Origin of the sequence: Mycobacterium deserti, from assembly GCF_025345615.1 — a bacterium.
Taxonomy (GTDB): Bacteria; Actinomycetota; Actinomycetes; order Mycobacteriales; family Mycobacteriaceae; genus Mycobacterium; species Mycobacterium deserti.
Map to the genome: position 1 here is coordinate 121,951 of NZ_JAODWD010000004.1, position 21,619 is coordinate 143,569.

22 protein-coding genes and 1 pseudogene are annotated in these 21,619 nt (G+C 66.8%); 11 read left to right on the forward strand and 12 right to left on the reverse strand.

Annotation, left to right across the window (positions count from 1 at the left end):
- Positions 1–49: 49 nt before the first annotated feature.
- On the reverse strand, positions 50–1,546 hold the full coding sequence (gene dop / locus N4S67_RS16900) for a pup deamidase/depupylase (protein ID WP_260994169.1): 1,497 nt from the start codon (positions 1,544–1,546) through the stop codon (positions 50–52).
- Between the two features lie 40 nt (positions 1,547–1,586).
- Here dop and N4S67_RS16905 point away from each other — a divergent pair, with 40 nt between their 5' ends.
- Complete coding sequence (locus tag N4S67_RS16905; RefSeq protein ID WP_260994170.1) at positions 1,587–2,831, forward strand: threonine/serine exporter family protein; 1,245 nt, start codon at positions 1,587–1,589, stop codon at positions 2,829–2,831.
- Positions 2,832–2,891: 60 nt separating this feature from the next.
- On the opposite strand, the gene arc is transcribed toward N4S67_RS16905, so the two are convergent.
- Positions 2,892–4,736 (reverse strand): proteasome ATPase, encoded by a 1,845-nt coding sequence (gene arc, locus N4S67_RS16910; RefSeq protein ID WP_260994171.1) that lies wholly within the window; start codon positions 4,734–4,736, stop codon positions 2,892–2,894.
- A gap of 145 nt (positions 4,737–4,881) precedes the next feature.
- Here arc and N4S67_RS16915 point away from each other — a divergent pair, with 145 nt between their 5' ends.
- Genes N4S67_RS16915 through N4S67_RS16925 form a run of 3 tightly spaced genes read left to right on the forward strand, consistent with a single transcriptional unit; the run spans position 4,882 to position 6,254 of the window.
- Positions 4,882–5,367, forward strand: coding sequence for a hypothetical protein (locus tag N4S67_RS16915; protein WP_260994172.1), 486 nt, complete (start codon positions 4,882–4,884; stop codon positions 5,365–5,367).
- 10 nt (positions 5,368–5,377) lie between these two features.
- Positions 5,378–5,947 (forward strand): hypothetical protein, encoded by a 570-nt coding sequence (locus N4S67_RS16920; RefSeq protein ID WP_260994173.1) that lies wholly within the window; start codon positions 5,378–5,380, stop codon positions 5,945–5,947.
- A 10-nt stretch (positions 5,948–5,957) separates the two neighbouring features.
- A complete protein-coding gene (locus tag N4S67_RS16925) occupies positions 5,958–6,254 on the forward strand; it encodes a DUF503 domain-containing protein (protein ID WP_260994174.1) in 297 nt (98 codons plus the stop codon).
- Here N4S67_RS16925 and N4S67_RS16930 read toward each other — a convergent pair.
- The gene (locus tag N4S67_RS16930) at positions 6,251–7,099 is read right to left on the reverse strand and encodes a tRNA (adenine-N1)-methyltransferase (protein WP_260994175.1); all 849 of its coding nucleotides are present in this window, start codon (positions 7,097–7,099) and stop codon (positions 6,251–6,253) included. The genes N4S67_RS16925 and N4S67_RS16930 overlap by 4 nt on opposite strands.
- Positions 7,100–7,173: 74 nt before the next feature.
- Here N4S67_RS16930 and N4S67_RS16935 point away from each other — a divergent pair, with 74 nt between their 5' ends.
- From N4S67_RS16935 to N4S67_RS16955, 5 genes are read left to right on the forward strand one after another with little or no spacing between them, the layout of a single operon-like run.
- Positions 7,174–8,058 (forward strand): RecB family exonuclease, encoded by an 885-nt coding sequence (locus N4S67_RS16935; protein ID WP_260994176.1) that lies wholly within the window; start codon positions 7,174–7,176, stop codon positions 8,056–8,058.
- Positions 8,055–8,852 carry a thioesterase family protein gene (locus N4S67_RS16940; RefSeq protein ID WP_260994177.1) on the forward strand — a complete coding sequence of 266 codons (798 nt, stop codon included), beginning with the start codon at positions 8,055–8,057 and terminating at the stop codon, positions 8,850–8,852. Before N4S67_RS16935 ends, N4S67_RS16940 begins: the two co-directional genes overlap by 4 nt.
- Positions 8,849–9,310: a DinB family protein gene (locus N4S67_RS16945; RefSeq protein WP_260994178.1), complete on the forward strand. Its 462-nt coding sequence runs from the start codon at positions 8,849–8,851 to the stop codon at positions 9,308–9,310. Before N4S67_RS16940 ends, N4S67_RS16945 begins: the two co-directional genes overlap by 4 nt.
- A 45-nt stretch (positions 9,311–9,355) precedes the next feature.
- The gene (locus N4S67_RS16950) at positions 9,356–9,673 is read left to right on the forward strand and encodes an ArsR/SmtB family transcription factor (RefSeq protein ID WP_260994179.1); all 318 of its coding nucleotides are present in this window, start codon (positions 9,356–9,358) and stop codon (positions 9,671–9,673) included.
- Positions 9,670–10,182 carry an SRPBCC family protein gene (locus N4S67_RS16955; protein WP_260994180.1) on the forward strand — a complete coding sequence of 171 codons (513 nt, stop codon included), beginning with the start codon at positions 9,670–9,672 and terminating at the stop codon, positions 10,180–10,182. The genes N4S67_RS16950 and N4S67_RS16955 overlap by 4 nt, the downstream gene beginning before the upstream one ends.
- Here the strand turns inward: N4S67_RS16955 and N4S67_RS16960 are convergent.
- The 5 genes from N4S67_RS16960 to N4S67_RS16980 all read right to left on the reverse strand — a co-directional run bounded on the left by N4S67_RS16960 (position 10,158) and on the right by N4S67_RS16980 (position 13,914).
- A complete protein-coding gene (locus N4S67_RS16960; protein WP_260994181.1) occupies positions 10,158–11,528 on the reverse strand; it encodes an FAD-containing oxidoreductase in 1,371 nt (456 codons plus the stop codon). The two genes, N4S67_RS16955 and N4S67_RS16960, sit on opposite strands and share 25 nt — an antisense overlap.
- 10 nt (positions 11,529–11,538) lie before the next feature.
- Positions 11,539–12,021, reverse strand: coding sequence for a DUF4126 family protein (locus N4S67_RS16965; RefSeq protein WP_260994182.1), 483 nt, complete (start codon positions 12,019–12,021; stop codon positions 11,539–11,541).
- Positions 12,022–12,089: 68 nt separating this feature from the next.
- The gene (gene hisG / locus N4S67_RS16970; RefSeq protein WP_260994698.1) at positions 12,090–12,941 is read right to left on the reverse strand and encodes an ATP phosphoribosyltransferase; all 852 of its coding nucleotides are present in this window, start codon (positions 12,939–12,941) and stop codon (positions 12,090–12,092) included.
- 2 nt (positions 12,942–12,943) lie between these two features.
- Positions 12,944–13,225 carry a phosphoribosyl-ATP diphosphatase gene (locus N4S67_RS16975; RefSeq protein ID WP_260994183.1) on the reverse strand — a complete coding sequence of 94 codons (282 nt, stop codon included), beginning with the start codon at positions 13,223–13,225 and terminating at the stop codon, positions 12,944–12,946.
- Positions 13,222–13,914: an HAD family hydrolase gene (locus N4S67_RS16980; RefSeq protein WP_260994184.1), complete on the reverse strand. Its 693-nt coding sequence runs from the start codon at positions 13,912–13,914 to the stop codon at positions 13,222–13,224. The genes N4S67_RS16975 and N4S67_RS16980 overlap by 4 nt, the downstream gene beginning before the upstream one ends.
- 37 nt (positions 13,915–13,951) lie before the next feature.
- Between N4S67_RS16980 and N4S67_RS16985 the strand changes: the two genes are divergently transcribed.
- Positions 13,952–14,095, forward strand: a complete 144-nt coding sequence (locus N4S67_RS16985) for a hypothetical protein (RefSeq protein ID WP_260994185.1) — start codon at positions 13,952–13,954, stop codon at positions 14,093–14,095.
- Between the two features lie 21 nt (positions 14,096–14,116).
- Here the strand turns inward: N4S67_RS16985 and metH are convergent, their stop codons facing one another.
- Complete coding sequence (gene metH, locus N4S67_RS16990; protein ID WP_260994699.1) at positions 14,117–17,779, reverse strand: methionine synthase; 3,663 nt, start codon at positions 17,777–17,779, stop codon at positions 14,117–14,119.
- 255 nt (positions 17,780–18,034) lie between these two features.
- Positions 18,035–18,238: pseudogene (locus N4S67_RS28055) on the reverse strand (hypothetical protein); the annotation flags it as partial.
- Between the two features lie 160 nt (positions 18,239–18,398).
- Between N4S67_RS28055 and N4S67_RS17000 the strand changes: the two are divergent.
- A complete protein-coding gene (locus N4S67_RS17000; RefSeq protein ID WP_390893404.1) occupies positions 18,399–19,292 on the forward strand; it encodes a PAC2 family protein in 894 nt (297 codons plus the stop codon).
- Here the strand turns inward: N4S67_RS17000 and N4S67_RS17005 are convergent.
- Complete coding sequence (locus tag N4S67_RS17005) at positions 19,289–20,719, reverse strand: DUF1254 domain-containing protein (RefSeq protein WP_390893405.1); 1,431 nt, start codon at positions 20,717–20,719, stop codon at positions 19,289–19,291. The genes N4S67_RS17000 and N4S67_RS17005 overlap by 4 nt on opposite strands.
- The gene (locus N4S67_RS17010; RefSeq protein WP_260994188.1) at positions 20,719–21,597 is read right to left on the reverse strand and encodes an SDR family oxidoreductase; all 879 of its coding nucleotides are present in this window, start codon (positions 21,595–21,597) and stop codon (positions 20,719–20,721) included. Before N4S67_RS17010 ends, N4S67_RS17005 begins: the two co-directional genes overlap by 1 nt.
- Between the last annotated feature and the right edge of the window lie 22 nt (positions 21,598–21,619).

A 21,619-nucleotide genomic window follows, 5' to 3' on the forward strand; every position in this document is an offset into this window, starting at 1 on the left:
GGCGCAGATTGCCGGGGATAGCACGCCCTGACGAGGTGGTCGGCCTTGCTCAGGTGGTGAGCTGTTCAACCAGTTCGGCTGCGCTGTCCACCGAGTCGAGCAGAGCGCCGACGTGGGCCTTGCTGCCGCGCAACGGCTCGAGGGTCGGAATTCTCACGAGCGAATCGCCGCCGAGATCGAAGATCACCGAGTCCCAACTCGCGGCGGCGATGTCAGCGCCGAACCGGCGCAGGCATTCGCCGCGGAAGTACGCCCGCGTGTCGGTCGGCGGGTTGTCGACCGCGTCGAGCACCTGCTGTTCGGTGACCAGTCGCTTCATCGATCCGCGCGCGACCAAGCGGTTGTAGAGCCCCTTGTCCAGGCGCACGTCGGAGTACTGCAGGTCGACCAGGTGCAGTCGCGGAGCCGACCAGCCGAGGTTCTCCCGGCTGCGGAAGCCCTCGAGCAGCCGCAGCTTGGCCGGCCAGTCCAGGATCTCCGCGCACTCCATCGGATCGCGCTCGAGGAGGTCGAGGATGTTGGCCCAGGTCTCGACGACGTCGGCGGCGCGCGGATCGGGGTCGCGGCTGTCCACCAGCTTGGCCACCCGGTCCAGGTAGATCCGTTGCAACGCAAGCGCGGTCAGCTCACGTCCGTCGGCCATCGCAACGGTGGCGCGCAGCGAGGGATCACGGCTGATCACGTGGACGGCGTGCACCGGCCGCGCCAGCGCCAGGTCGGTCAGGTCCACGCCCTCTTCGATGAGGTCGAGAACCAGCGATGTGGTGCCCACCTTGAGATAGGTCGACGTCTCCGACAGGTTGGCGTCGCCGATGATGACGTGCAGCCGCCGGTATTTGTCGGCGTCGGCATGCGGTTCGTCGCGAGTGTTGATGATGCCGCGTTTGAGCGTCGTCTCCAGGCCGACCTCGACCTCGATGTAGTCCGAGCGCTGCGACAGCTGGAAACCCGGCTCGTCGCCCGAGGGCCCGATACCCACTCGGCCCGAGCCGGTGACCACCTGACGCGAAACCAGAAACGGCGTCAACCCGGCGATCACCGCAGAGAACGGCGTCTGGCGCGACATGAGGTAGTTCTCGTGCGAGCCGTAGGAGGCGCCTTTGCCGTCCACGTTGTTCTTGTACAGCTGCAGCTTGGCGGCGCCGGGCACGCTGGCGACGTGCCTGGCGGCGGCCTCCATGACCCGCTCGCCAGCCTTGTCCCAGATCACCGCGTCCAGCGGGTCGGTGCACTCGGGCGCCGAGTACTCCGGATGCGCGTGATCGACGTAGAGCCGCGCACCGTTGGTCAAAATCATGTTGGCCGCGCCGACTTCGTCGGCGTCCACCACTGGTGGCGGTCCCGCCGACCGGCTCAAGTCGAACCCCCGCGCGTCGCGCAACGGCGACTCCACCTCGTAGTCCCACCGAGTGCGCTTGGCGCGCTGGATCCCTGCGGCCGCTGCGTAGGCGAGCACCGCCTGGGTGGACGTCAAGATCGGATTCGCGGTCGGATCGGTCGGCGAGGAGATGCCGTACTCGACCTCGGTTCCGATAATCCGCTGCATGTCGCTCAGCCTAGGCGACGCACCGCAGTAGCCTGCGACCGTGCCATCTCCAGACCGAGGGCCGGCCGCGTCCGCGAGCCGGTTCGTGACCGAGCTGGGCGCGACGATGTCGGCGGCGAACTACCCGGTCACCATGGTGCGCGACGTGATGGGCGCGACATCGAAGGCCTACGGCCTCGATCACCAGTTCCTCGCACTGCCGAACTATGTCCAGGTCGGCGGCGCCGAGGGAAACGGTCTCTACATCGCGAACCCCGACTTCGACCTGCGTTACGACCAGTCCTTTCCGCTGGCCCAGTTGGTGGCGCGGGCGCCGACGGGTACGGTCCAGCCCGCGGAGGGCCTGGCCGAACTCGCGCGAATCCGCAGTCTGGACAGGCGGTTTCCGGTATGGCTCACCGTGCTCGGGTATGCGGTGCAGAGCACCGGACTCGCGCTGATCCTGCAGCCGACCCAGTGGAGCCTTGCGGGGGCCGCGGTGCTGGGGCTGCTGGTCGGCGTCCTGGCCGTGGTGGGCCGTCGCATCGACGCGGTCGGCTACATGCTGCCGACTCTGTGCGCGTTCCTCGTCGCATTGGCCGTGTTCACTTTTGAAAACCACTGGCACGTCGGCGTCGACAGCCTGCGCGCGCTGGCGGCGCCGCTGGCGACCTTCCTGCCAGGCGCGGCGATCACATTGGCGGTCATCGAGTTGTCCACCCGCCACGTGGTGTCGGGGGCCAGTCGGCTGGTCGCGGGTTTCATGCAGATCGTCCAACTGGCGTTCGGCATCCTGATCGCCGCGCAGGTGGCCGGTATCGCCGATACGGACCTCGTCACGACAGAGATCAACCGGCTCGGCCCGTGGGCGCCGTTTCTCGGTGTGCTGGTCTACGGGCTGGGCGCGATGCTGTACTTCGGGCCGCCCACCCGCTTTCTGCCGTGGATGGTGCTGATGCTCTACTCCGCCTACGCCGGACAATGGGTCGGCAACGCGCTACTGGGCAGCTATGCCAGCGGGTTCGGCGGCGGACTCACCCTGATCCTGTTCGCCTTGGCGATATCGCATCGCCCGAACACTCCGCCGACGGTGTCGCTGGTGCTGCCCGGCTTCTGGTTGCTCGTGCCCGGCTCCTTGGGCTTCATGGGCGTGACGCAACTTCTCGGCACGCACGACACGGCCATCTTCACGGCGACGCTGATCTCGATGATGTCGATCGCCGTGGGGGTGCAGACGGGACTTCTGTTGTGGCGGGCCGCTATTCAGCTGACCGATGCACCTCACCGGCGCGCGTTCCACGACTGACGCGACGCCGCGCGGCGGCGTGTCGCCCGAGGGGACACGCACGCTCGCGCGGCGGAGAGGCTAGAGGTACTGGCCCAGGTTCGATTCGGTGTCGATCGCGCGCGACGCGCTGCTGCTCTTGCCGGTGACCAGCGTGCGGATGTAGACGATCCGCTCGCCCTTCTTGCCCGAGATCCGCGCCCAGTCATCGGGATTGGTGGTGTTGGGCAGGTCCTCGTTCTCGGCGAACTCGTCGACGATCGAGTCGAGCAGATGCTGGATGCGCAGACCGGGTTGACCGGTCTCGAGCACCGCCTTGATCGCGTTCTTCTTCGCTCGGTCGACGACGTTCTGGATCATCGCGCCGGAGTTGAAGTCCTTGAAGTACATGACTTCCTTGTCACCGTTGGCGTAGGTGACCTCCAGGAACCGGTTGTCGTCGATCTCGGCGTACATCCGGTCGACGACCTTCTCGATCATCGCCTTGAGGCACAGCGACTTGTCCCCGTTGAACTCGGCGAGGTCGTCGACGTGCACCGGCAGTTCCTCGGTGAGGTACTTGCTGAAGATGTCCTGCGCCGCTTCGGCATCCGGCCGCTCGATCTTGATCTTGACGTCCAGGCGACCGGGCCGCAGGATCGCGGGGTCGATCATGTCCTCACGGTTGGACGCGCCGATCACGATGACGTTCTCCAAGCCTTCGACGCCGTCGATCTCGCTCAGCAGCTGCGGGACCACCGTGGTCTCCACGTCCGAGCTCACACCGGTGCCGCGGGTGCGGAAGATCGAGTCCATCTCGTCGAAGAACACGATCACCGGCGTCCCCTCAGACGCCTTCTCGCGCGCCCGCTGGAAGATCAGCCGGATGTGGCGCTCGGTTTCGCCGACGAACTTGTTCAGCAGCTCCGGACCCTTGATGTTGAGGAAGTAGCTCTTCGCCTCGCGGGCGTCGTCACCACGGACCTCTGCCATCTTCTTGGCCAGCGAATTGGCCACCGCCTTGGCGATCAGCGTCTTACCGCACCCGGGCGGGCCGTAGAGCAGCACGCCCTTGGGCGGACGCAGCGAGTACTCGCGGTAGAGCTCCTTGTGCAGGAACGGCAGTTCCACCGCGTCGCGGATCTGCTCGATCTGCCGGCCCAGGCCACCGATGTCGTTGTAGCTGACGTCGGGCACCTCCTCCAGGACCAGGTCCTCGACCTCGGCCTTGGGGATGCGCTCGAACGCGTAGCCGGCCTTGGTGTCCACCAGCAGCGAGTCCCCGGGACGCAGCTTGCGCGGCCGCAGATCGTCTTCGTCTTCTTCGGCGTCGGGTTCTGCCACGATGTGCTCGGCGGCCACCAACGGCTCGGCCAGCCACACGATGCGCTCCTCGTCGGCGTGCCCGACGACCAGTGCGCGGTGCCCGTCGGACAGGATCTCGCGCAGTGTGCTGATCTCACCGACGGCCTCGAAGTTGCCCGCCTCCACGACGGTCAGCGCCTCATTGAGGCGCACGGTCTGGCCCTGCTTGAGCACGCTGGTGTCGATGTTCGGCGAGCACGTCAGCCGCATCTTGCGGCCGGAGGTGAACACGTCGACGGTGTCGTCCTCCTGGACCGACAGCAGCACGCCGTAACCGCTCGGCGGCTGCCCCAGACGATCGACCTCCTCGCGAAGGGCGAGCAATTGCTGACGGGCCTCTTTGAGAGTCTCCATCAACTTTGCGTTACGGGAAGCGAGCGAGTCGATTCGGGCCTCGAGTTGATGCACATCGCGAGCGCTGCGTAGTCCGCTCTGCGGTCCTACCGCGTTCTCCAACTGCTCGCGCAAGAGCGCCGCTTCCCGCCTCAGCTCCTCAAGCTCGGCGGCGTCCTCGCTGGACATGCCTGATTCGTTAGTGTGGAAGCCGTCTGAAAAAGCTTCAGAACGCTCGGACTCACTCATGTTGCGCCCCTTCCCGCACCGGATGTTGGTGCAGTAACAACTTCAACGCTACCGGCGATTCAGCCTTTGTGTGCGGTGTAGGAATTCGACACACCAGCAACACTGTTAACCTCTCTGGAGTGCTGGGCCGATCGAAAGGACAATCGTGACCCTGAAAACCCTCGTTACCGGCGTAGCGGCCATCGGAGTCGTCGGCGCTGCGGCAGCAGGTGTGACGTCTCTTGTGTCGCCTGCTGTGTCGGCCGCGCCCGCTGTGCAGTCGGTGGTGTGGGACACCCCCATGCCGCTGCAGCCGATGCCGTGCAACGTGACGCCCGACCAGCTGCGTTCGGTGATCGACGGGCTGCTTGCTCCCGGCGTGCCGGCCCGCACCGGCAAGAGCGACCTCGTGGAAGGCGGTGTCGGTTTCAGCGACGGCGCACTCGCCGATAGAGCGATCAAGAAGGCCTACGCCAACGGGTCACTGCCCGTCGCGTACGACGTGTCGGCGCCGGTCTGCAACGGTCCCACCGTCAGTGCGACGCTGTCGGCCAAGGGGCAGACCATGAACGCCGCGTTCGTCCCGGGCGGCCGCTTCGGATGGTCACTCTCACGGGCTTCGGCCACGCAGGCACTGAGCCTCTTCGGCTGACTTTCTGCGGTTGCCTTCTTTTAGCACCAAGGTCCTGAGCGCCGTCGCGATTGCGGCGGCGCTCGGGCTTGGTGCGTGCAGCGACGAGCCCGAACAGGCCCGTCCCGCGGCATCAGCGACGACACCGGCGCCGCTCGAGAAGCCGCCGACGCCGACAGCCCCCTTCGGACCCGAGCCCTCGACGGTTCCGCCGGCCGACATCGCCCCGCTGCCTGCCCCTGAGGCGCTCACCGACGTGATGGTGCGGATCGCCGACCCCGCGGTCCCCGGTGGGGACAAGCTCAACCTTGTCCAGCACGCCACGCCTGCCGACGCCGAGGCGCTGGACCGCTTCGGACGTGCGCTGGCCGACGGTGGTTACACGCCGCTGACGTTCGAAGCGCACGAGTTGGTCTGGTCCGCCGAGAACCGCGGCAACGTGCTGGCCAACATCGTCGTCAAGACCGCGAATCCGCAGACCGGCGAGTTCGCCTTTCCCATGGAGTTCAGCCCCACCGACACCGGGTCGTGGCAGCTGACCCGGGAGACCGCCGACATGCTGCTGCAATTGGGCCAGCCGGCGCCGACACCTCCCGGCTGAGCACGCCGCGATGTGGATCGGCTGGCTCGAATTCGACCTGCTGCTCGGTGACGTGCGATCGCTCAAGCAGAAGCGATCGGCCGTGCGGCCCGTGATCGCCGAACTTCAGCGCCGTTTCGCCGTGTCGGCGGCCGAAACCGGTTCCCAGGATCTGCACCGACGCGCCAACATCGGTATGGCGGCGGTGGCCGCCGACCGTGGGCATGTCGTCGATCTGCTCGACGCGGCGGAACGACTGGTGGCCGCCCGGCCCGAGATGGAGCTGCTGTCCGTACGCCGGGGCCTACGGCGCAGCACCGACGATTAGACGCCCCCGCCGAGCTGACGCTTGCGCCGCAGCGGCATGGGGGCCACGGTGCCCGGTGCCAATTTGCGCACGCTGATCAGAAACGCGGTATGGCCACGCATCGTGTGTTGCGGGCGCACCGCGAGCCCGACGACGTGCCAGCCGCGCTGCATGCTCTCCCAGGCCCTGGGCTCGGTCCAGCACTGTTGTTCGCGCAGCGCCTCCACCGCCCGCGACAGCTGGGTCACGGTCGCGACGTAGATCATCAGCACACCGCCGGCCACAATGGCGTTCGCGACCGCTTCCAGGACTTCCCACGGCGCGAGCATGTCGAGCACGACGCGGTCCACTTCCGGGCCGTCGTACTGCGCGACATCCGCGGTCACCAGATCCCAGTTCGCCGGGCGCTCGCCGAAGAACGTCGTGACGTTGCGCACCGCATGTTCGGCGTGGTCCTCGCGAATGTCGTAGGACGTCACCCGGCCGTCAGGCCCGACGGCGCGCAGCAGTGAGCACGTCAGCGCACCCGATCCCGCGCCGGCCTCCAGCACACGAGCGCCGGGGAAGATGTCGCCCTCGTGCACGATCTGGGCGGCGTCCTTGGGATAGACGACCTGCGCGCCGCGCGGCATCGACATCACGTAGTCGACCAGCAGCGGCCGCAGCACGAGGAACAGGTCGCCGCTGGTGGACTTGACCACGCTGCCCTCCGGCAGGCCCACCACCGCGTCGAGACTGATGATGCCGCGGTGGGTGTGGAACTCCCCGCCCGGCGCCAACACCATCGTGTAGTGGCGGCCCTTGGCATCGGTGAGCTGCACGCGATCGCCGACGGCGAACGGTCCGGACGGGAACCTTGCTGGCACGGCACACCAGCCTGCCAGTCGGCGCGCCGCTGTGGGTGCGCGGGGTTGTCGGAGTGTCGCCATACGCTGGCCTCATGACTGACGAACCGCCTCCGGTTCGACGGCCGGCACTGTCCCCGTCGCGGGCGGCCGACTTCAAGCAGTGCCCACTGCTGTACCGGTTCCGCGCCATCGACCGGCTGCCGGAGCCGTCGTCGACGGCGCAGGTGCGCGGTTCGGTCGTGCATGCGGCGCTGGAGCAGCTCTATTCGCTGCCCGCCGCACAGCGCGACCGCGACACCGCGCTCACGCTCGTCGATCCGGCGTGGGAGCGGGTGATCGCCGAGCGGCCGGAGGTGGCCGCCGACATCGAGCCCGAACTGCGCGCCGAAATGCTCGAGCAGGCGCGGGTGCTGCTGTCGGGGTACTACCGGCTAGAGGATCCGACGCGGTTCGATCCGCAGAGTTGCGAGCAGCGGGTCGAGGTGGAACTCGAGGACGGCACGCTGCTGCGCGGGTTCGTCGACCGCATCGACGTCGCCCCGACCGGTGAGCTGCGGGTGGTCGACTACAAAACCGGCAAGGCACCCCCCGAGGCGCGGGCGCTGGCCGAATTCAAAGCCATGTTCCAGATGAAGTTCTACGCGGTGGCGCTGTTCCGGTCGCGCGGAGTGCTGCCCGCCCGGCTGAGGCTGCTCTACCTGGCCGACGGGCAGGTATTGGATTACTCCCCCGATCTCGACGAACTGCTGCGCTTCGAGAAGACGTTGATCGCCATCTGGCGTGCCATCCAATCGGCCGGCGCTACAGGCGATTTCCGCCCCAGCCCGTCGCGGTTGTGCGACTGGTGTGCCCACCATTCCCGGTGCCCGGTCTTCGGCGGCACGCCGCCGCCGTACCCGGGCTGGCCGGATCATCCCGACGAGGGATCCGCGGCGGAAGCCGATGTCGTGCTGAGGACTTCGGAGTCGGCTGCGTGATCGATTGTCATTACCGTCGGGTCGGCACCGACGGTGAGGGTGAACTGTTCGACCCCACCGACGGCACACGCAGCAACTGGGATTCGGGCATCCAGCACGGCTCGCCGCCGCTGGCGTTGATGACCAAGCTGATCGAGGAACTCGCCGCCGAGTCGAACCTGCGCGTCGGCCGTCTCACGCTCGACATCCTCGGCGCCATACCGGTGGCCCGTGTCCGGGTGCGCGCATGGGTGCAGCGTCCCGGCACCCGCATCGCCATGCTGATCGCCGAGATGTCGGCGGCCCGTCCCGACGGAACGCAGCGAGCGGTCGCGCGGGTGACGGCCTGGCTGCTTGGCACCAGCGACACCGCCGACGCTGCGAGCGACCGCTATTCGCCGATGATCGAGGGCGAGGCGGTCCCGGTGCCACACAGCTGGCACGGCGCCACGGGCTACCTGGATACGGTCGACTGGCGCCGCCAACCGGACTCTGGCGGAACCGGAAACGAGGCATGGCTGAGTCCGCTTGTGCCGCTGGTGGATTCGGAGCCGACGACTGACCTGCAACGCCTCGCGATGGTGGTCGATTCGGCCAACGGGGCCGGTGCCGCGCTGGATCCCGAGGAGTTCATGTTCATGAACACCGACACCGTCGTGCATCTGCACCGGCTTCCGGTGGGCGGTGATTTCGGTTTGCGGGCACGGGGATCCATCGGCCCCGACGGTATCGGCGTCACCACCGCCGAACTGTTCGACCGGCATGGCTTCATCGGCACATCCGCGCAGACTTTGCTAATACAGCGCCGCTCATGACCGATGACCTCCTGTACCAGTTCGACCTCGCGTGGGCGCTGGCCGACCTGCACCTGTCGGCACTGAGTGAGGATGACTTCCTCGCAGAACCCGCAGCGCTGTGCTGGACCGTGCGACCCGATACGGACGGGGTGTGGCGACCGGACTTCGCTGACACCGAACCCGATCCGATTCCGGTGCCGACGGTCGGCTGGCTGACCTGGCACATCATCTGGTGGTGGTCGGCCACGATCGACCGGGTGACGGGCGCGATCCCGCGCGGGCCGGACGAGGTGGCATGGCCCGGTGACGGCGCAGCCGCGGTGCAGCAGATTCGGGACCTTGCCGCACAGTGGCGCGATCACCTCGCGGCGTTGGGCTCCGAACACACACGCACCGCGCTGTGGCTGAATGTCGAACTGACGAAGAACATCTCGGAGATCGGGCAGCTACGCCTGCTGCATGCCGCCGGCCGCTAACTTTATTCGCTTGCATCTATATAGATCATCTGCAATGCTGCTGGGATGGATGTCTTCGAAGCGGTCGCCGAACCGAGTCGGCGCGCCCTGCTCGACGCATTGATCGAGGGTGAGCGCACGGCGGGCGAGCTCGTGGCCACCCTGCCGGGACTGACTCAGCCGACGGTCTCTCGGCACCTGCGCGTGCTGCGCGAAGTCGGCCTCGTCGAGGTCCGTCCCGATGCCCAGCGCCGCATCTACGCGCTGCGGGCGGACGGTCTGGTCGCCATCGACGAGTGGATCGACCGCTACCGGCAGTACTGGGCCGCCCATCTCGATGCCCTCGAACAGCACCTGCACCGCAAGGCGAAGGAGTCGCAATGACCGATCGCGATGGCCGACTGACGGTCGAAGGAGACCGCGCGGTACTGAATTTCGAACGTCGCCTGCCCTTCCCGATCGAGGCCGTGTGGTCGGCGATCACCGACGCAAGCGAGCGCGGGCAGTGGTTCGGAGAGACGACGCTCGACGCCCGCGAGGGAGGCGCCATCGAGATGGTGGCCACCGGGCCACCGCTGCCGCCGGAACGCAAGCGGATGACGGGTCGCGTTCTCGTCTGGGACCCACCGCACGTGTTCGAACACGAGTGGAAGCAACCGATCGTCGAAGACGGTGTGGTGCGATACGAACTGCGCAGCGACGGGGACGGCACGTTGCTTCGATTCAGCCACCGGGGGCTGAGCGTCCGCAACGCCGGCGGATTCCGCTCGGGCACTCACGCGTTCCTGGATCGGCTGCAGTGTTACCTCGCCGGAGAGCCGTTGCCGGACTGGATTACTCGCAGTCAAGAGGTGGCGGCGGCGAGCCGTCAGTCAACAGGCTTGAGTTCCTGAAGCATCGTCGGCACCAGTTCGCTGACTGTCGGGTGGATGTGCATGGTGCGCGAAATCGCCGTATAGGGCAGCTTGGCGGTCATGACGTCGAGGATGTCCTGAACCACCTCGTCGCCGCCGACACCCAGAATCGCCGCGCCGAGAATCTGCTCGGTCTCGGCGTCGACCACCACCTTCATGAAGCCCTGGGTCTCGCCCTTCTCGACGGCGCGACCGACCCGCGCCATGGGCCGCTTGCCCACCAACGCCTTTCGACCTGACTTACGCACCTCGGCGACGGTCAGGCCGGCCCGCCCGAGCGGCGGATCGATGTAGAGCGCGTAGGTGGGCACCCGGTCACTGATGCGCCGCGGATCGTCGTCGAGGAGGTTGGCGGCCACGATCTCGAAGTCGTTGTAGGACGTGTGGGTGAACGCGCCGCGTCCGTTGCAGTCCCCCATCGCCCAGATGTGTTCGACGTTGGTCCGGCACTGGTCGTCGACGACGATGTTGCCGCGGGAATCGGTCTCGACGCCCGCGTTCTCCAGACCGAGGTCGTCGGTGTTGGCCCGTCGCCCGATCGCCAGCAACACATGGGTCCCGGCGATGGGGTCGGCGCCGTCGCGCGGGATAACCTCGAAACCGTTCTCACGCTTGCGGAACGAGATCGCCGACGCATTGAGTTCGACCGCGATGCCCTCGTTCTCGAGGATGTCTCTGATGGCGGCCGAGACGTCCTCGTCCTCGCGTGACGTCAGCCGCGGCCCCTTCTCGACGACGGTGACCCGGGCGCCGAAGCGGCGGTACATCTGCGCGAACTCCAGCGCGATGTAGCTTCCGCCGATGACGACAAGATGCTCGGGGATGACGTCCAGGTCGAGGATGTCGACGTTGGTCATGTAGTCGATCTCGGACAGTCCCGGCATGTCGGGAACGACGGCGCGGCCGCCCACATTGAGGAAGATGCGGTCGGCCTCCAACACGCGATCGTCGACCCGCAGTGTGTGTGGGTCTTCGAAGCGGGCATGGCCGCGCAGGAAGGTGCATCCGTCCATGCCGTCGAGCCACGATTCGAGGCCATGGCGGTCGTCGAGCATGATTCTGTCCTTGCGCGCCTTCACCTTGCCCATGTCGACGGTGATTTCGCCTGTGGCTACGCCGTATTCGGCACCGCGGCGGGCGAGGTGGGCGGCGTGGGCACTGGCGACCAGGGTCTTGGTCGGAATGCATCCGTAGTTGACACACGTGCCGCCGACGAGTTTGCGCTCGACTACCGCTACCTTGTGGCCCGCCTCGGTCAGCCTGCCCGCGAGCGGCGGGCCTGCCTGGCCTGCACCGACGATGATCGCGTCGAATTTCTCTGCCACCGAACGACGCTCAGATCACGCTGACGAGGAAGGCGAGCAAAAATCCACCGCCGACGGCGACAATGTCCTCGATGATCGCGCCGGGACGGTCTTGTCCGCCGCGCGCCGAGGCCAGCCGCTGCCTGGCCTCCGCGCCTGCCAAGGTGCCGAGCACCGCGCCGACGATGCCTGCGCCCAACGCGCTGAATGTGTGGAAGAACGCGCTGCCGATCACCGCACCCGCGAATCCACCCATGAGCAACCGGGTGATGAACTGCGGCGCCGTCTTGCGGCTCGGTGTCTTCGGCAGCTGATCGGTGACCAGCTCCAGCAGGAGGAAGATGGTCAGAACCGTGACGGTGATGGGATGGGCGATCCACTCCGACCACTTGCCGTCGACGTCGATCCAGCCGAGAAACGCACCCCACGCCACGACGGCCGGCGCCGTCAGCGCACGGAGGCCGGCGATGACGCCGATCCCCAAAGCGAGCACGATAACCAGGACCTGCGTCATGCGAACCTCCCGACCGGCGTAAACGTCCTGCAGGACGCTAACACGCAGCCCGCAAACCGGCCGGACAACTAAAAGCGGCAGAACCGGATGTCAGACGCCAGGATCGCCTTGGCCCCAATGGCGGCGATCTCATCCATGATCCGGTTGACGTCACGGCGCGGCACCAGGGCACGCACTGCCGCCCAGTCAGGGTCGGCCAGCGGCGCGATCGTCGGCGATTCCAACCCCGGCGTCACGGCGGTCGCCGCCTCGAGGACGCTGCGCGGGCAGTCGTAGTCGAGCATCAGGTACTGCTGGCCGAACACCACGCCCTGCACGCGGGCGGCCAGTTGGTCGCGCGCGGCGGCGTTATCGTCTGAAGCGTCGTCACGCTCGATCAGCACAGCTTCCGAATCGCACAGCGGATCACCGAACGCGACAAGGTCGTGTAGGCCAAGGGTGCGACCCGAACCCACGACGTCGGCGATCGCGTCGGCGACGCCGAGCTGAACCGAGATCTCGACGGCGCCGTCGAGCCGGATCACCGTTGCGTTAATACCTCTATCCGCCAGATCTTTTCGCACCAGGTTCGGAAACGCGGTCGCTATCCGCTTGCCTTCCAGATCCTCGACCCGCCATTGCCGACCAACGGGTGCGGCGTAGCGGAAGGTCGACGAGCCGAAGCCGAGCGCAAGCCGCTCGCGTACCGGCGCGTCGGATTCGGCGGCCAGATCGCGGCCGGTGATGCCGAAGTCCAACTGCCCTGACCCGACGTAGATAGCGATGTCCTTGGGCCGGAGGAAGAAGAACTCGACGTTGTTGGCGGGATCGACGACAGTGAGGTCCTTGGGGTCGGTCCGACGCCGGTAGCCGGCCTCCGAGAGGATCTCGGCGGCTGGTTCGGACAGCGTTCCTTTGTTGGGAACCGCGACGCGCAACATGCTCACAGCTTCTCGTAGACGTCGTCGAGGGTCAGGCCGCGCGAGATCATCAGCACCTGCGTCCAGTACAGCAACTGGCTGATCTCCTCGGCCAGTGCGTCGTCACCCTCGTGTTCGGCGGCGATCCACACTTCGCCGGCCTCCTCGAGCACCTTCTTGCCGAGCCCGTGCACCCCGCCGTCCAACGCGGCGACAGTGCCGCTATCGGCCGGCCTGGTGCGTGCGCGTTCGCTGAGCTCAGCGAACAGGGCGTCGAAAGTCTTCACGGCACGCGATTGTTTCACGCTCCCGTCGTCGCGGTCATCCCGGTTTGCCCGTCGAGCTCGGAGTACACCCGGCGAAGGTCATCGGCGACGACGCCCGACAGCGAGGTCAGGTGGCGTCGTCGCGGCCCCGGTGGCACCGCCACGTCGTTGGGCACCACCAGCACCGCGCAGCCGGCCTCCTCGGCCGCGGCGGAACCGGTCGCCGAATCCTCGACGGCCAGGCACGCCGACGGTGCCAGCCCCAGTAACGCCGCCGCCCGCTGGTACGGGTCAGGCGCCGGCTTGCCGCGCGGCACCTCGTCGCCGCACACACTTGCCGAGAAGTAGTGCCTGCCGATGCTGTTGAGTGCGCGTTCGGTCAGTTCCCGCTGCGTGTTGGTGACCAACGCCATCGGAATGCCTTCGGCCGCAACGCTGTCGAGTAGCTCTTTTGCACCCGTGCACCATGGCAGGCCACCGTCGAACAGATCCGCGGTGTAGGAATGCAGCCAGCGGTCGGACTCGGCCATGGCCATCGGGTCGGGATCCAGGCCCAGATCCGCGTAGATGGTCCGAATGGTGTTCTCCGCCGAACTGCCCACCAGCGACGCCCGCACCTGGGGGCTCAGCGTGCCGCCGAGTTCGTGATACAGCGCTTCCAGCGAGATGTCCCACAGCTTTTCGGAGTCGACCAGCGTCCCATCCATGTCCCACAGCACCGCACGCACCGGCCGATTCTGCCATGCGCTAACGGGTCGAGCGTCGGTGCGCACCCGGTCGCACACCGTGGGCCTGACCGACCCCCAGTTCCAGGTGCTGCGGCTGGACCCGTGGCGGGTGCAGGTCCACCGGATGGCAGAACTCGCGGCGGGCTGGCCGTCGCGGATCTGGCGGGCCGACAAGGGCTAGACGGCGAAGTACGTCGCTGGGTCAGTCCTCTGGGTTGTAGCCGAGGTTGGGGGCGAGCCAGCGCTCGGCCTCCTTCAGAGTCCAGCCCTTGCGCCTCGCGTAGTCGGCGACCTGGTCCTGGGCGATCCGGCCGACCACGAAGTACTGCGACTGCGGGTGCGAGAAGTACCAGCCGCTGACGGCGGCACCGGGCCACATCGCCATCGACTCGGTCAGCTCGATACCGGTCCGCTCCTTGACGTTCATCAACTCCCAGAGCGTTGCCTTCTCGGTGTGCTCCGGGCAGGCCGGGTAGCCGGGGGCTGGGCGGATTCCCACGTACTTCTCACCGATGAGCGCCTCGTTGTCCAGCTGCTCGTCGGGCTGGAATCCCCAGAACTCCATGCGGACCCGTTGATGCATCCGTTCGGCGAACGCCTCTGCCAGTCGGTCGGCCAGCGACTCCAGCAGGATCGCGTTGTAGTCGTCGTTGGCCGCCTTGAACTCGGCGATCTTGTCTGTAATGCCGAGCCCCGTGGTGACGGCGAAGGCCCCGACGTAGTCAGCCAGACCGGTGTCCTTGGGCGCGATGTAGTCGCCCAGGCTCCGGTTCGGAATGCCGGCCCGGTGCTCGCCCTGCTGGCGCAGGTTGTGCAGCGTGGTCAACACCTCGGTGCGGGTGTCGTCGGTGTAGACCTCGATGTCGTCGCCGACCGCGTTCGCCGGGAAGAAGCCGATCACGCCGTTGGCGGTCAGCCACTTCTCCTTGATCAGGGTGTCCAGCATCTCCTGGGCGTCGTCGTACAGCTTGCGTGCGGTTTCGCCCGAGACCGGGTTGTTGAGGATGTCGGGGAACCTACCCTTCATCTCCCAGGCGTTGAAGAACGGCTGCCAGTCGATGTACTCGCGCAGCTCGGCGAAGTCGTAGTCGGAGAACTCGCGCACGCCGAGGCCCTGGGCGGGCACCGGCGGCGTGTAGCCGTCCCAGTCGATCGGCGTCCGGTTCGCCCGGGCCTTCTCCAGCGTCAGCATCGGCCGCTCATTCTTCTGGGCGTGCCGTTCGCGAAGAGACGCGTAATCTTTCTCGGTGGCCTCCAGCAGGGGACCCCGCTGCTTGTCGTCGAGCAGCGCCGCAGCGACCGGCACCGACCGCGACGCGTCCTTGACCCAGACCACCGGGCCCTTGCGGCGCGGCGCCACCTTCACCGCGGTGTGGGCGCGCGAGGTCGTCGCACCGCCGATCAGCAGCGGGATCTCCAGCCCCTGGCGCTCCATCTCCGCGGCGAAGTTGACCATCTCGTCCAGGGACGGAGTGATGAGGCCGGACAGCCCGATGATGTCGGCGTCGTGCTCTTTCGCCGCGTCGAGGATCTTGCTCGCGGGCACCATCACACCGAGGTCGATCACTTCGAAGTTGTTGCACTGCAGGACGACTCCGACGATGTTCTTGCCGATGTCGTGGACGTCGCCTTTGACGGTCGCCATGATGATCGTGCCGTTGGTGTCCTTACCGGCAGCGGCGCCGGACTCTACTTTCTCCGCCTCGATGTACGGCAGCAGGTAGGCCACCGCCTTCTTCATCACCCGGGCCGACTTCACGACCTGGGGAAGGAACATCTTGCCTGCGCCGAAGAGATCACCGACGACGTTCATGCCGTCCATGAGCGGGCCCTCGATCACCTCGATGGGGCGACCACCAGCGGCGGCGATCTCGGCCCGCAATTCCTCGGTGTCTTCATCGACGTTGGCGTCGATGCCCTTGACCAGAGCGTGCGTGATCCGCTCGCGGACCGGGAGGCTGCGCCACTCCGCTGCCACCGGATCGTCCGCTTTCTCCGAGCTGTTGAACCGTTCGGCGATCTCCAGGAGCCGTTCGGCCGCGTCCTCGCGACGGTTCAGCACGACGTCCTCGATCCGCTCTCGCAGCTCGGGGTCGATCGAGTCGTAGGGCACCAACGCACCCGCGTTGACGATGCCCATGTCCAGGCCGGCCTTGATGGCGTGGAACAGGAACACGGCGTGGATCGCCTCGCGGACGGGGTTGTTGCCCCGGAATGAGAACGACACGTTCGAGATACCGCCGGAGATGTGCACCCCGGGAAGGTTCTCCTTGATCCAGGCGCAGGCCTCGATGAAATCGATTCCGTACGTCGCGTGCTCCTCGATACCCGTCGCCAGCGCAAAGCAGTTCGGGTCGAAGATGATGTCCTCGGGCGGGAAGCCGACCTCTTCGGTCAGGATCCGGTAGGCGCGCCCGCAGATCTGGATGCGGCGCTCCAGGTTGTCGGCCTGACCCTGCTCGTCGAAGGCCATCACGACGACGGCCGCGCCGTACTTGCGGCACAGCCGTGCCTCGCGGATGAACTTCTCCTCGCCCTCCTTCATGGAGATCGAGTTGACGATCGGCTTGCCCTGGACGTTCTTCAGGCCGGCCTCGATGACCTCCCATTTGGAGGAGTCGATCATCACCGGGACGCGACTGATGTCCGGCTCGGCAGCGATCAGCTTGGTGAACCGGTCCATCGCGGCGACGCCGTCGATCATGCCCTCGTCCATGTTGATGTCGATGATCTGCGCACCGACCTCGACTTGCTGCAGGGCGACCGTCAGGGCGGTGTCGTAGTCCTCGGCCTTGATCAGGTTGCGGAACCGGGCGGAGCCGGTGATGTTGGTGCGCTCACCGATGTTCACGAACAGGGAGCCGTCGGTGATGTCCAGCGGCTCCAGGCCCGCGAGCCGGGTGGCCACCGGGATCTGCGGCAGCTCGCGTGGCGGCTTGCCCTCGACGACCTTGGCGATCTCGGCAATGTGCGGCGGCGCCGTTCCGCAGCAGCCGCCGACCAGATTGACCAGGCCGGCCTCGGCGAACTCGGCGAGGTAGCCGGCCTGACGCTCCGGGGACTCGTCGTACTCGCCGAAGGCGTTGGGAAGACCGGCGTTCGGGTAGCAGGAGACGAAGGTGTCCGCGATGCGCGCCATCTCGGCGATATAGGGCCTCATCTCCGGCGCACCAAGGGCGCAGTTGAGGCCGACCGCGAGCGGCTTCGCGTGCCTGATCGCGTTCCAGAATGCTTCGGTGACCTGACCGGACAGCGTCCGCCCGGAAGCATCGGTGATGGTGCCCGAGATGATCACCGGCCAGCGGCGTCCGCGTTCCTCGAACAGCGTCTCGAGGGCGAACACCGCCGCCTTGGAGTTCAGCGAATCGAAGATCGTCTCGATGATCAGGAGGTCGGCGCCACCGTCGACCAGGCCGTTGGCGGCTTCGAGGTAGGCGGCCACCAGCTGGTCGTAGGAGACGTTGCGGGCTCCGGGGTCGTTGACGTCCGGCGAGATCGACGCGGTCCGCGTGGTGGGCCCGAGGGCGCCCGCGACGTACCGGGGCTTCTCCGGAGTGCTGTACTCATCGGCGGCCGCCCGCGCCAGGGCGGCGCCGGCGTAGTTCAGCTCGTAGCTCAGCTCCGCCATGTCGTAGTCCGACAGCGAGATCGCGTTCGCGTTGAACGTGTTGGTCTCCAGGATGTCGGCGCCCGCCTCGAGGTACTCGCGGTGGATCCCTTCGATGATCTGCGGCTGCGTCAGGTTGAGCAGGTCGTTGTTGCCCTGCAGATCACTCGGCCAGTCCTTGAACCGCTCGCCGCGGTAGCCGGCCTCGTCGGGCCGGTCCCGCTGGATCGCCGTACCCATTGCACCGTCGATCACCATGATCCGCCGGCTCAGGGCAGCCGTGAGTTCGTCGGTGCAGTCGGGGCGGATCTTCGGCGCCAGAACGTTCGGGTCAGGGGCGTTCACGTGCACTCCTTCCTTAGCGGAAGGCGTCCTTGACTCTGCCGAGCGTGGCGGATACCGGAAGGGCACTGGGCCCGCCCAAATAACCGTTGCAACGCCTCTCGACCGGACAAGTCTACGTCGACACCCGATCGACGTCTGGACGCCAAGCTGATCACCGCGACCGACCTCGACCTGCTCGGTGATCGCGGTGCCCTGAGCGCAACCTCGCGAGTTCTGTCGGCAATGTCGTTGTCACCAGGGTTAACCAGATTGCAGCCGAACGTATTTCGCCTCGATCACGTCAGGACGCGTGTCGTTGAGGACCTCGTTGTAGCTCTCGAGATCCTCGAAGTCGTCGAGCCTCAGATCCGCGGCCCGTAGCTCGGTGCCCATGGCGCCGTCGCCCACCACAACCCGCGTCGACGAGGTGTCGCGCAAATCGGTGTCACGCGCGCGATAGTTCACATCAGCCACGCGTACAGGGTAGTCGCCCGACGCAAACCAACCCGTGTGGCGATGGCGCTCCTAGCCCACCCGAAGGGCTTACGCTGGCATGGTGACCCCGTCGGATGCGAGCGGCCGTAAGCCGTCCGACCTGCCCAAACTCAACGACACGATCATCGTGGCCGCCTTCGAGGGCTGGAACGACGCCGGCGATGCGGCCAGCGACGCGCTGGAACACCTCGACGCCATCTGGGAAGCCGACACGATCGTCGAGATCGATGACGAGGCCTACTACGACTACCAGGTGAACCGCCCGGTGATCCGCCAGGTCGACGGCGTCACCCGCGAGCTGGTCTGGCCGTCGATGCGGATCTCGCACTGCCGTCCGCCCGGCTCGAACCGCGACATCGTGCTGATGCACGGCGTGGAGCCGAACATGCGCTGGCGGACCTTCTGCGCGGAGCTGCTCGCGATCGCCGACAAGCTCAACGTGCAGACCGTCGTCATCCTGGGCGCGCTACTGGCCGACACGCCGCACACTCGGCCGGTGCCGGTGTCGGGTGCGGCCTACTCTCCCGACTCGGCCAAGACGTTCGGCCTTGAGGAGACCCGCTACGAAGGGCCGACCGGCATCGCCGGCGTGTTCCAGGACGCCTGTGTGCAGGCCGGCATTCCGGCGGTGACCTTCTGGGCGGCGGTTCCGCACTACGTGTCGCAGCCGCCGAACCCGAAGGCAACGGTCGCGTTGCTACGCCGCGTCGAGGACGTCCTCGACATCGAGGTGCCGCTGGCCGATCTGCCGACGGCCGCCGAGGAGTGGGAGCAGGCGGTCACGGAGATGACGGCCGAGGACGACGAGATCGCCGAATACGTGCAGTCGCTCGAGGAGCGTGGCGATGCCGAGGTCGACATGTCCGAGGCTCTGGGCAAGATCGACGGCGACGCGCTGGCCGCCGAGTTCGAGCGCTACCTGCGCCGCCGCGGCCCCGGATTCCGCGGTTAGGCCTTCACTGCTTGCGGGGGCTTCCAGGTGCCGTTCAGGGCGTCGGGTTTGGGCCAGTACAGCCGCAGCACCATCTGGAACGGTCCCTTGGGCGCGGGCAGCCAGTTGGACTCCTTCTCGATTCCCGGCGACGCGTTCTGCACATAGATCGTGTAGCCGCCGTCGGGATCGGGCACGAGGCTGGACAGCATCGCCGAGTTGATCAGGTAGCGGCTGATGGGGTTGGCAACAAGCAGGCTGGCAGGCATCTCGTACATCGTCAACGACCAGAACGCGTTGACCGGCGGCAACTGGCCCGACGGGAACTTGACGATGTAGTTGTTGGCACCGGTCAGCGGCGCGCCCGTCGAGTCGTTCGACAGACCCGGATAGAGGGCCTCGGCCGCCGTGTTGCCGTAGATGCCGAACACCGCGCCTGCCATCCGGTAGAGATAGTTGCCCTTCAAATCGGCGGCGGTGCCGAAGAACTGCGCCGAACCGACCTCGCCCGTGTCGATCTTGTCCTTCCTCAGCTGGTCGAGCTCGGCCCATGCATCGGCCATACCGCCCTCGATCGCCGCGCGCATCTCGGGCGAAAGCTTGTCCGCCTCGAAGGTGCCGTCGGGGCCGATCCCGATACTGGCGAAGCGATCCCGGATCTCCTTCTCGTCGGGTCGCACCGCTGCGAATCGCAATGCGAATGAGAGGATTTCGAAGAATTGCGGCGACGTCCGCTCCTGCTCCGGCGTCAACGGTGGCACGAAGTCAATGGGCGGGGCGGGGGCGGGCGCCGGCTGTTTGAGGTATACCGACAGCGGTTCGACCTGGTAGCCGGCCTGGATCTTCTTGACCTGGTCGATGTCCGATGGGCCCAGCAGTTGAGTGCGGTACAGCACCAGCGCCAGTTCGGTGTCGGACTTGATGACCTCTTTGATGCCTGCGGGTTTGGGGCCGGACCAATTGGGGCCCGCAAGAAGGTATTTCCCACCGCCATTGCCGGTAGTGCGGCTGCCGACGTAGGCGACGTTGTAGGTGTAGAGGTCGACGAACTGCAGCGAGTAGTAGCGGTTCTGTTCGACCGGCGGCACCGTCAACACCAGCGGCTCGGTGCGCAGGTCAGCTCCGAGGGCGGAGTACGGGGTATCGGAGTTCGGCGTCTGAACCGTCCTGTCCTCGGGAGTGAACACTCGCGCCGCGCTGTGGATTTCGTTCCAACCGCCCTTGTAATCCTGGTCGTCCTTATTGACGAAGTAGGAGTACATGACTCGGTAGTTGTCCACCAAGGGGAAGCCGTAGATGTAGGCCTCCTTCGCGATCGCACGGGCCTGATCCGAGGCGACAGCGTCAGCGGTCGGTGGTGGCGGCGCCGAGGTGGTGTCCTCTGGTCCGCCGGTACTGCAGCCCGCCAGCAGCACGAGGGCCGTGATGACGGCAGCGATCCGCCGCATCAGCCGTTCTCCAACGCCTCGTTGCGGGCGCTCATCGACCGGCCCAGTGCCGCCACTTCCGCGTCCATCCTGGGCAGCAATTCGGGAATGGACTTCGACGATGTCTTGTCTCCGAGCCGAGATGTCAGAACCGGCTTGAGCCACCTCATCGCACCCACCCACCGTGGGCAATTGACGTTGCGTGCCCGGGACTCGATGCCCTTGACGAAGATCTGCCCGCACTTCTCCACCGAGGTGGTCTTGCCCAAGGGGCCGGGGAGCTTTCGCAACATCTCCTGGAAAGCCGGCGAGTCGGCCAGCCCCTCGCGAACCATCGGCGTGTCGATCCACAGCATGTGCGCCGAACCGACGTCGACGCCGCGGTAACCGACCTCGAGGCGCAGCGCGTTGGCGAAGTGCTCGGCCCCGGCCTTCGTCGCGTCGTAGGCCGCCATGCCGGCCGACGGTGCGTACGCCGCGGCCGACGACACCACCAGTACGTAGCCCCGGCGATCGAGCACCGAGGGCAGCGCCGCGCGCACCGTATGGAAGACGCCCAACACATTGACGTCGATCAGTGTCTTGAAGGCGTTCGGATCGACGGCGAGGACGGACCCGGCGGACGCGACACCGGCGTTGGCCATCACGATGTCGATCCCGCCGAACCGTTCGACGCCCGCGGCGACAGCGTTTTCCATGGCGGCCAGGTCACGCACGTCGGCAACGGCGGACTCCACCCGATCGGCATCCAGTGCGCCCACCACGTCCTTGAGTGCGCTGTCGTCCAGATCGATCAGCAGCAGCTTCGCACCCTTGGCGTGTAGGCGGCGGGCCACCTCGGCGCCGATGCCGTTCCCGGCGCCGGTGATCAGCGCGACTTTACCGTTCACGGATCTCATGGCCGTCAACGTACCGCGCCGG

Excerpts from the sequence above, each read along its gene's own strand:
- N4S67_RS16925 (WP_260994174.1), top strand. The coding sequence starts at position 5,958 with ATGTGGATCGGCTGGCTCGAATTCGACCTGCTGCTCGGTGACGTGCGA.
- arc (WP_260994171.1), bottom strand. The coding sequence starts at position 4,736 with ATGAGTGAGTCCGAGCGTTCTGAAGCTTTTTCAGACGGCTTCCACACT.
- N4S67_RS17010 (WP_260994188.1), bottom strand. The coding sequence starts at position 21,597 with ATGAGATCCGTGAACGGTAAAGTCGCGCTGATCACCGGCGCCGGGAAC.
- dop (WP_260994169.1), bottom strand. The coding sequence starts at position 1,546 with ATGCAGCGGATTATCGGAACCGAGGTCGAGTACGGCATCTCCTCGCCG.
- N4S67_RS16965 (WP_260994182.1), bottom strand. The coding sequence starts at position 12,021 with ATGACGCAGGTCCTGGTTATCGTGCTCGCTTTGGGGATCGGCGTCATC.
- metH (WP_260994699.1), bottom strand. The coding sequence starts at position 17,779 with ATGGTGATCGACGGTGCAATGGGTACGGCGATCCAGCGGGACCGGCCC.
- hisG (WP_260994698.1), bottom strand. The coding sequence starts at position 12,941 with ATGTTGCGCGTCGCGGTTCCCAACAAAGGAACGCTGTCCGAACCAGCC.
- N4S67_RS17000 (WP_390893404.1), top strand. The coding sequence starts at position 18,399 with ATGGTGACCCCGTCGGATGCGAGCGGCCGTAAGCCGTCCGACCTGCCC.
- N4S67_RS16955 (WP_260994180.1), top strand. The coding sequence starts at position 9,670 with ATGACCGATCGCGATGGCCGACTGACGGTCGAAGGAGACCGCGCGGTA.
- N4S67_RS16935 (WP_260994176.1), top strand. The coding sequence starts at position 7,174 with ATGACTGACGAACCGCCTCCGGTTCGACGGCCGGCACTGTCCCCGTCG.
- N4S67_RS16945 (WP_260994178.1), top strand. The coding sequence starts at position 8,849 with ATGACCGATGACCTCCTGTACCAGTTCGACCTCGCGTGGGCGCTGGCC.
- N4S67_RS16950 (WP_260994179.1), top strand. The coding sequence starts at position 9,356 with ATGGATGTCTTCGAAGCGGTCGCCGAACCGAGTCGGCGCGCCCTGCTC.
- N4S67_RS17005 (WP_390893405.1), bottom strand. The coding sequence starts at position 20,719 with ATGCGGCGGATCGCTGCCGTCATCACGGCCCTCGTGCTGCTGGCGGGC.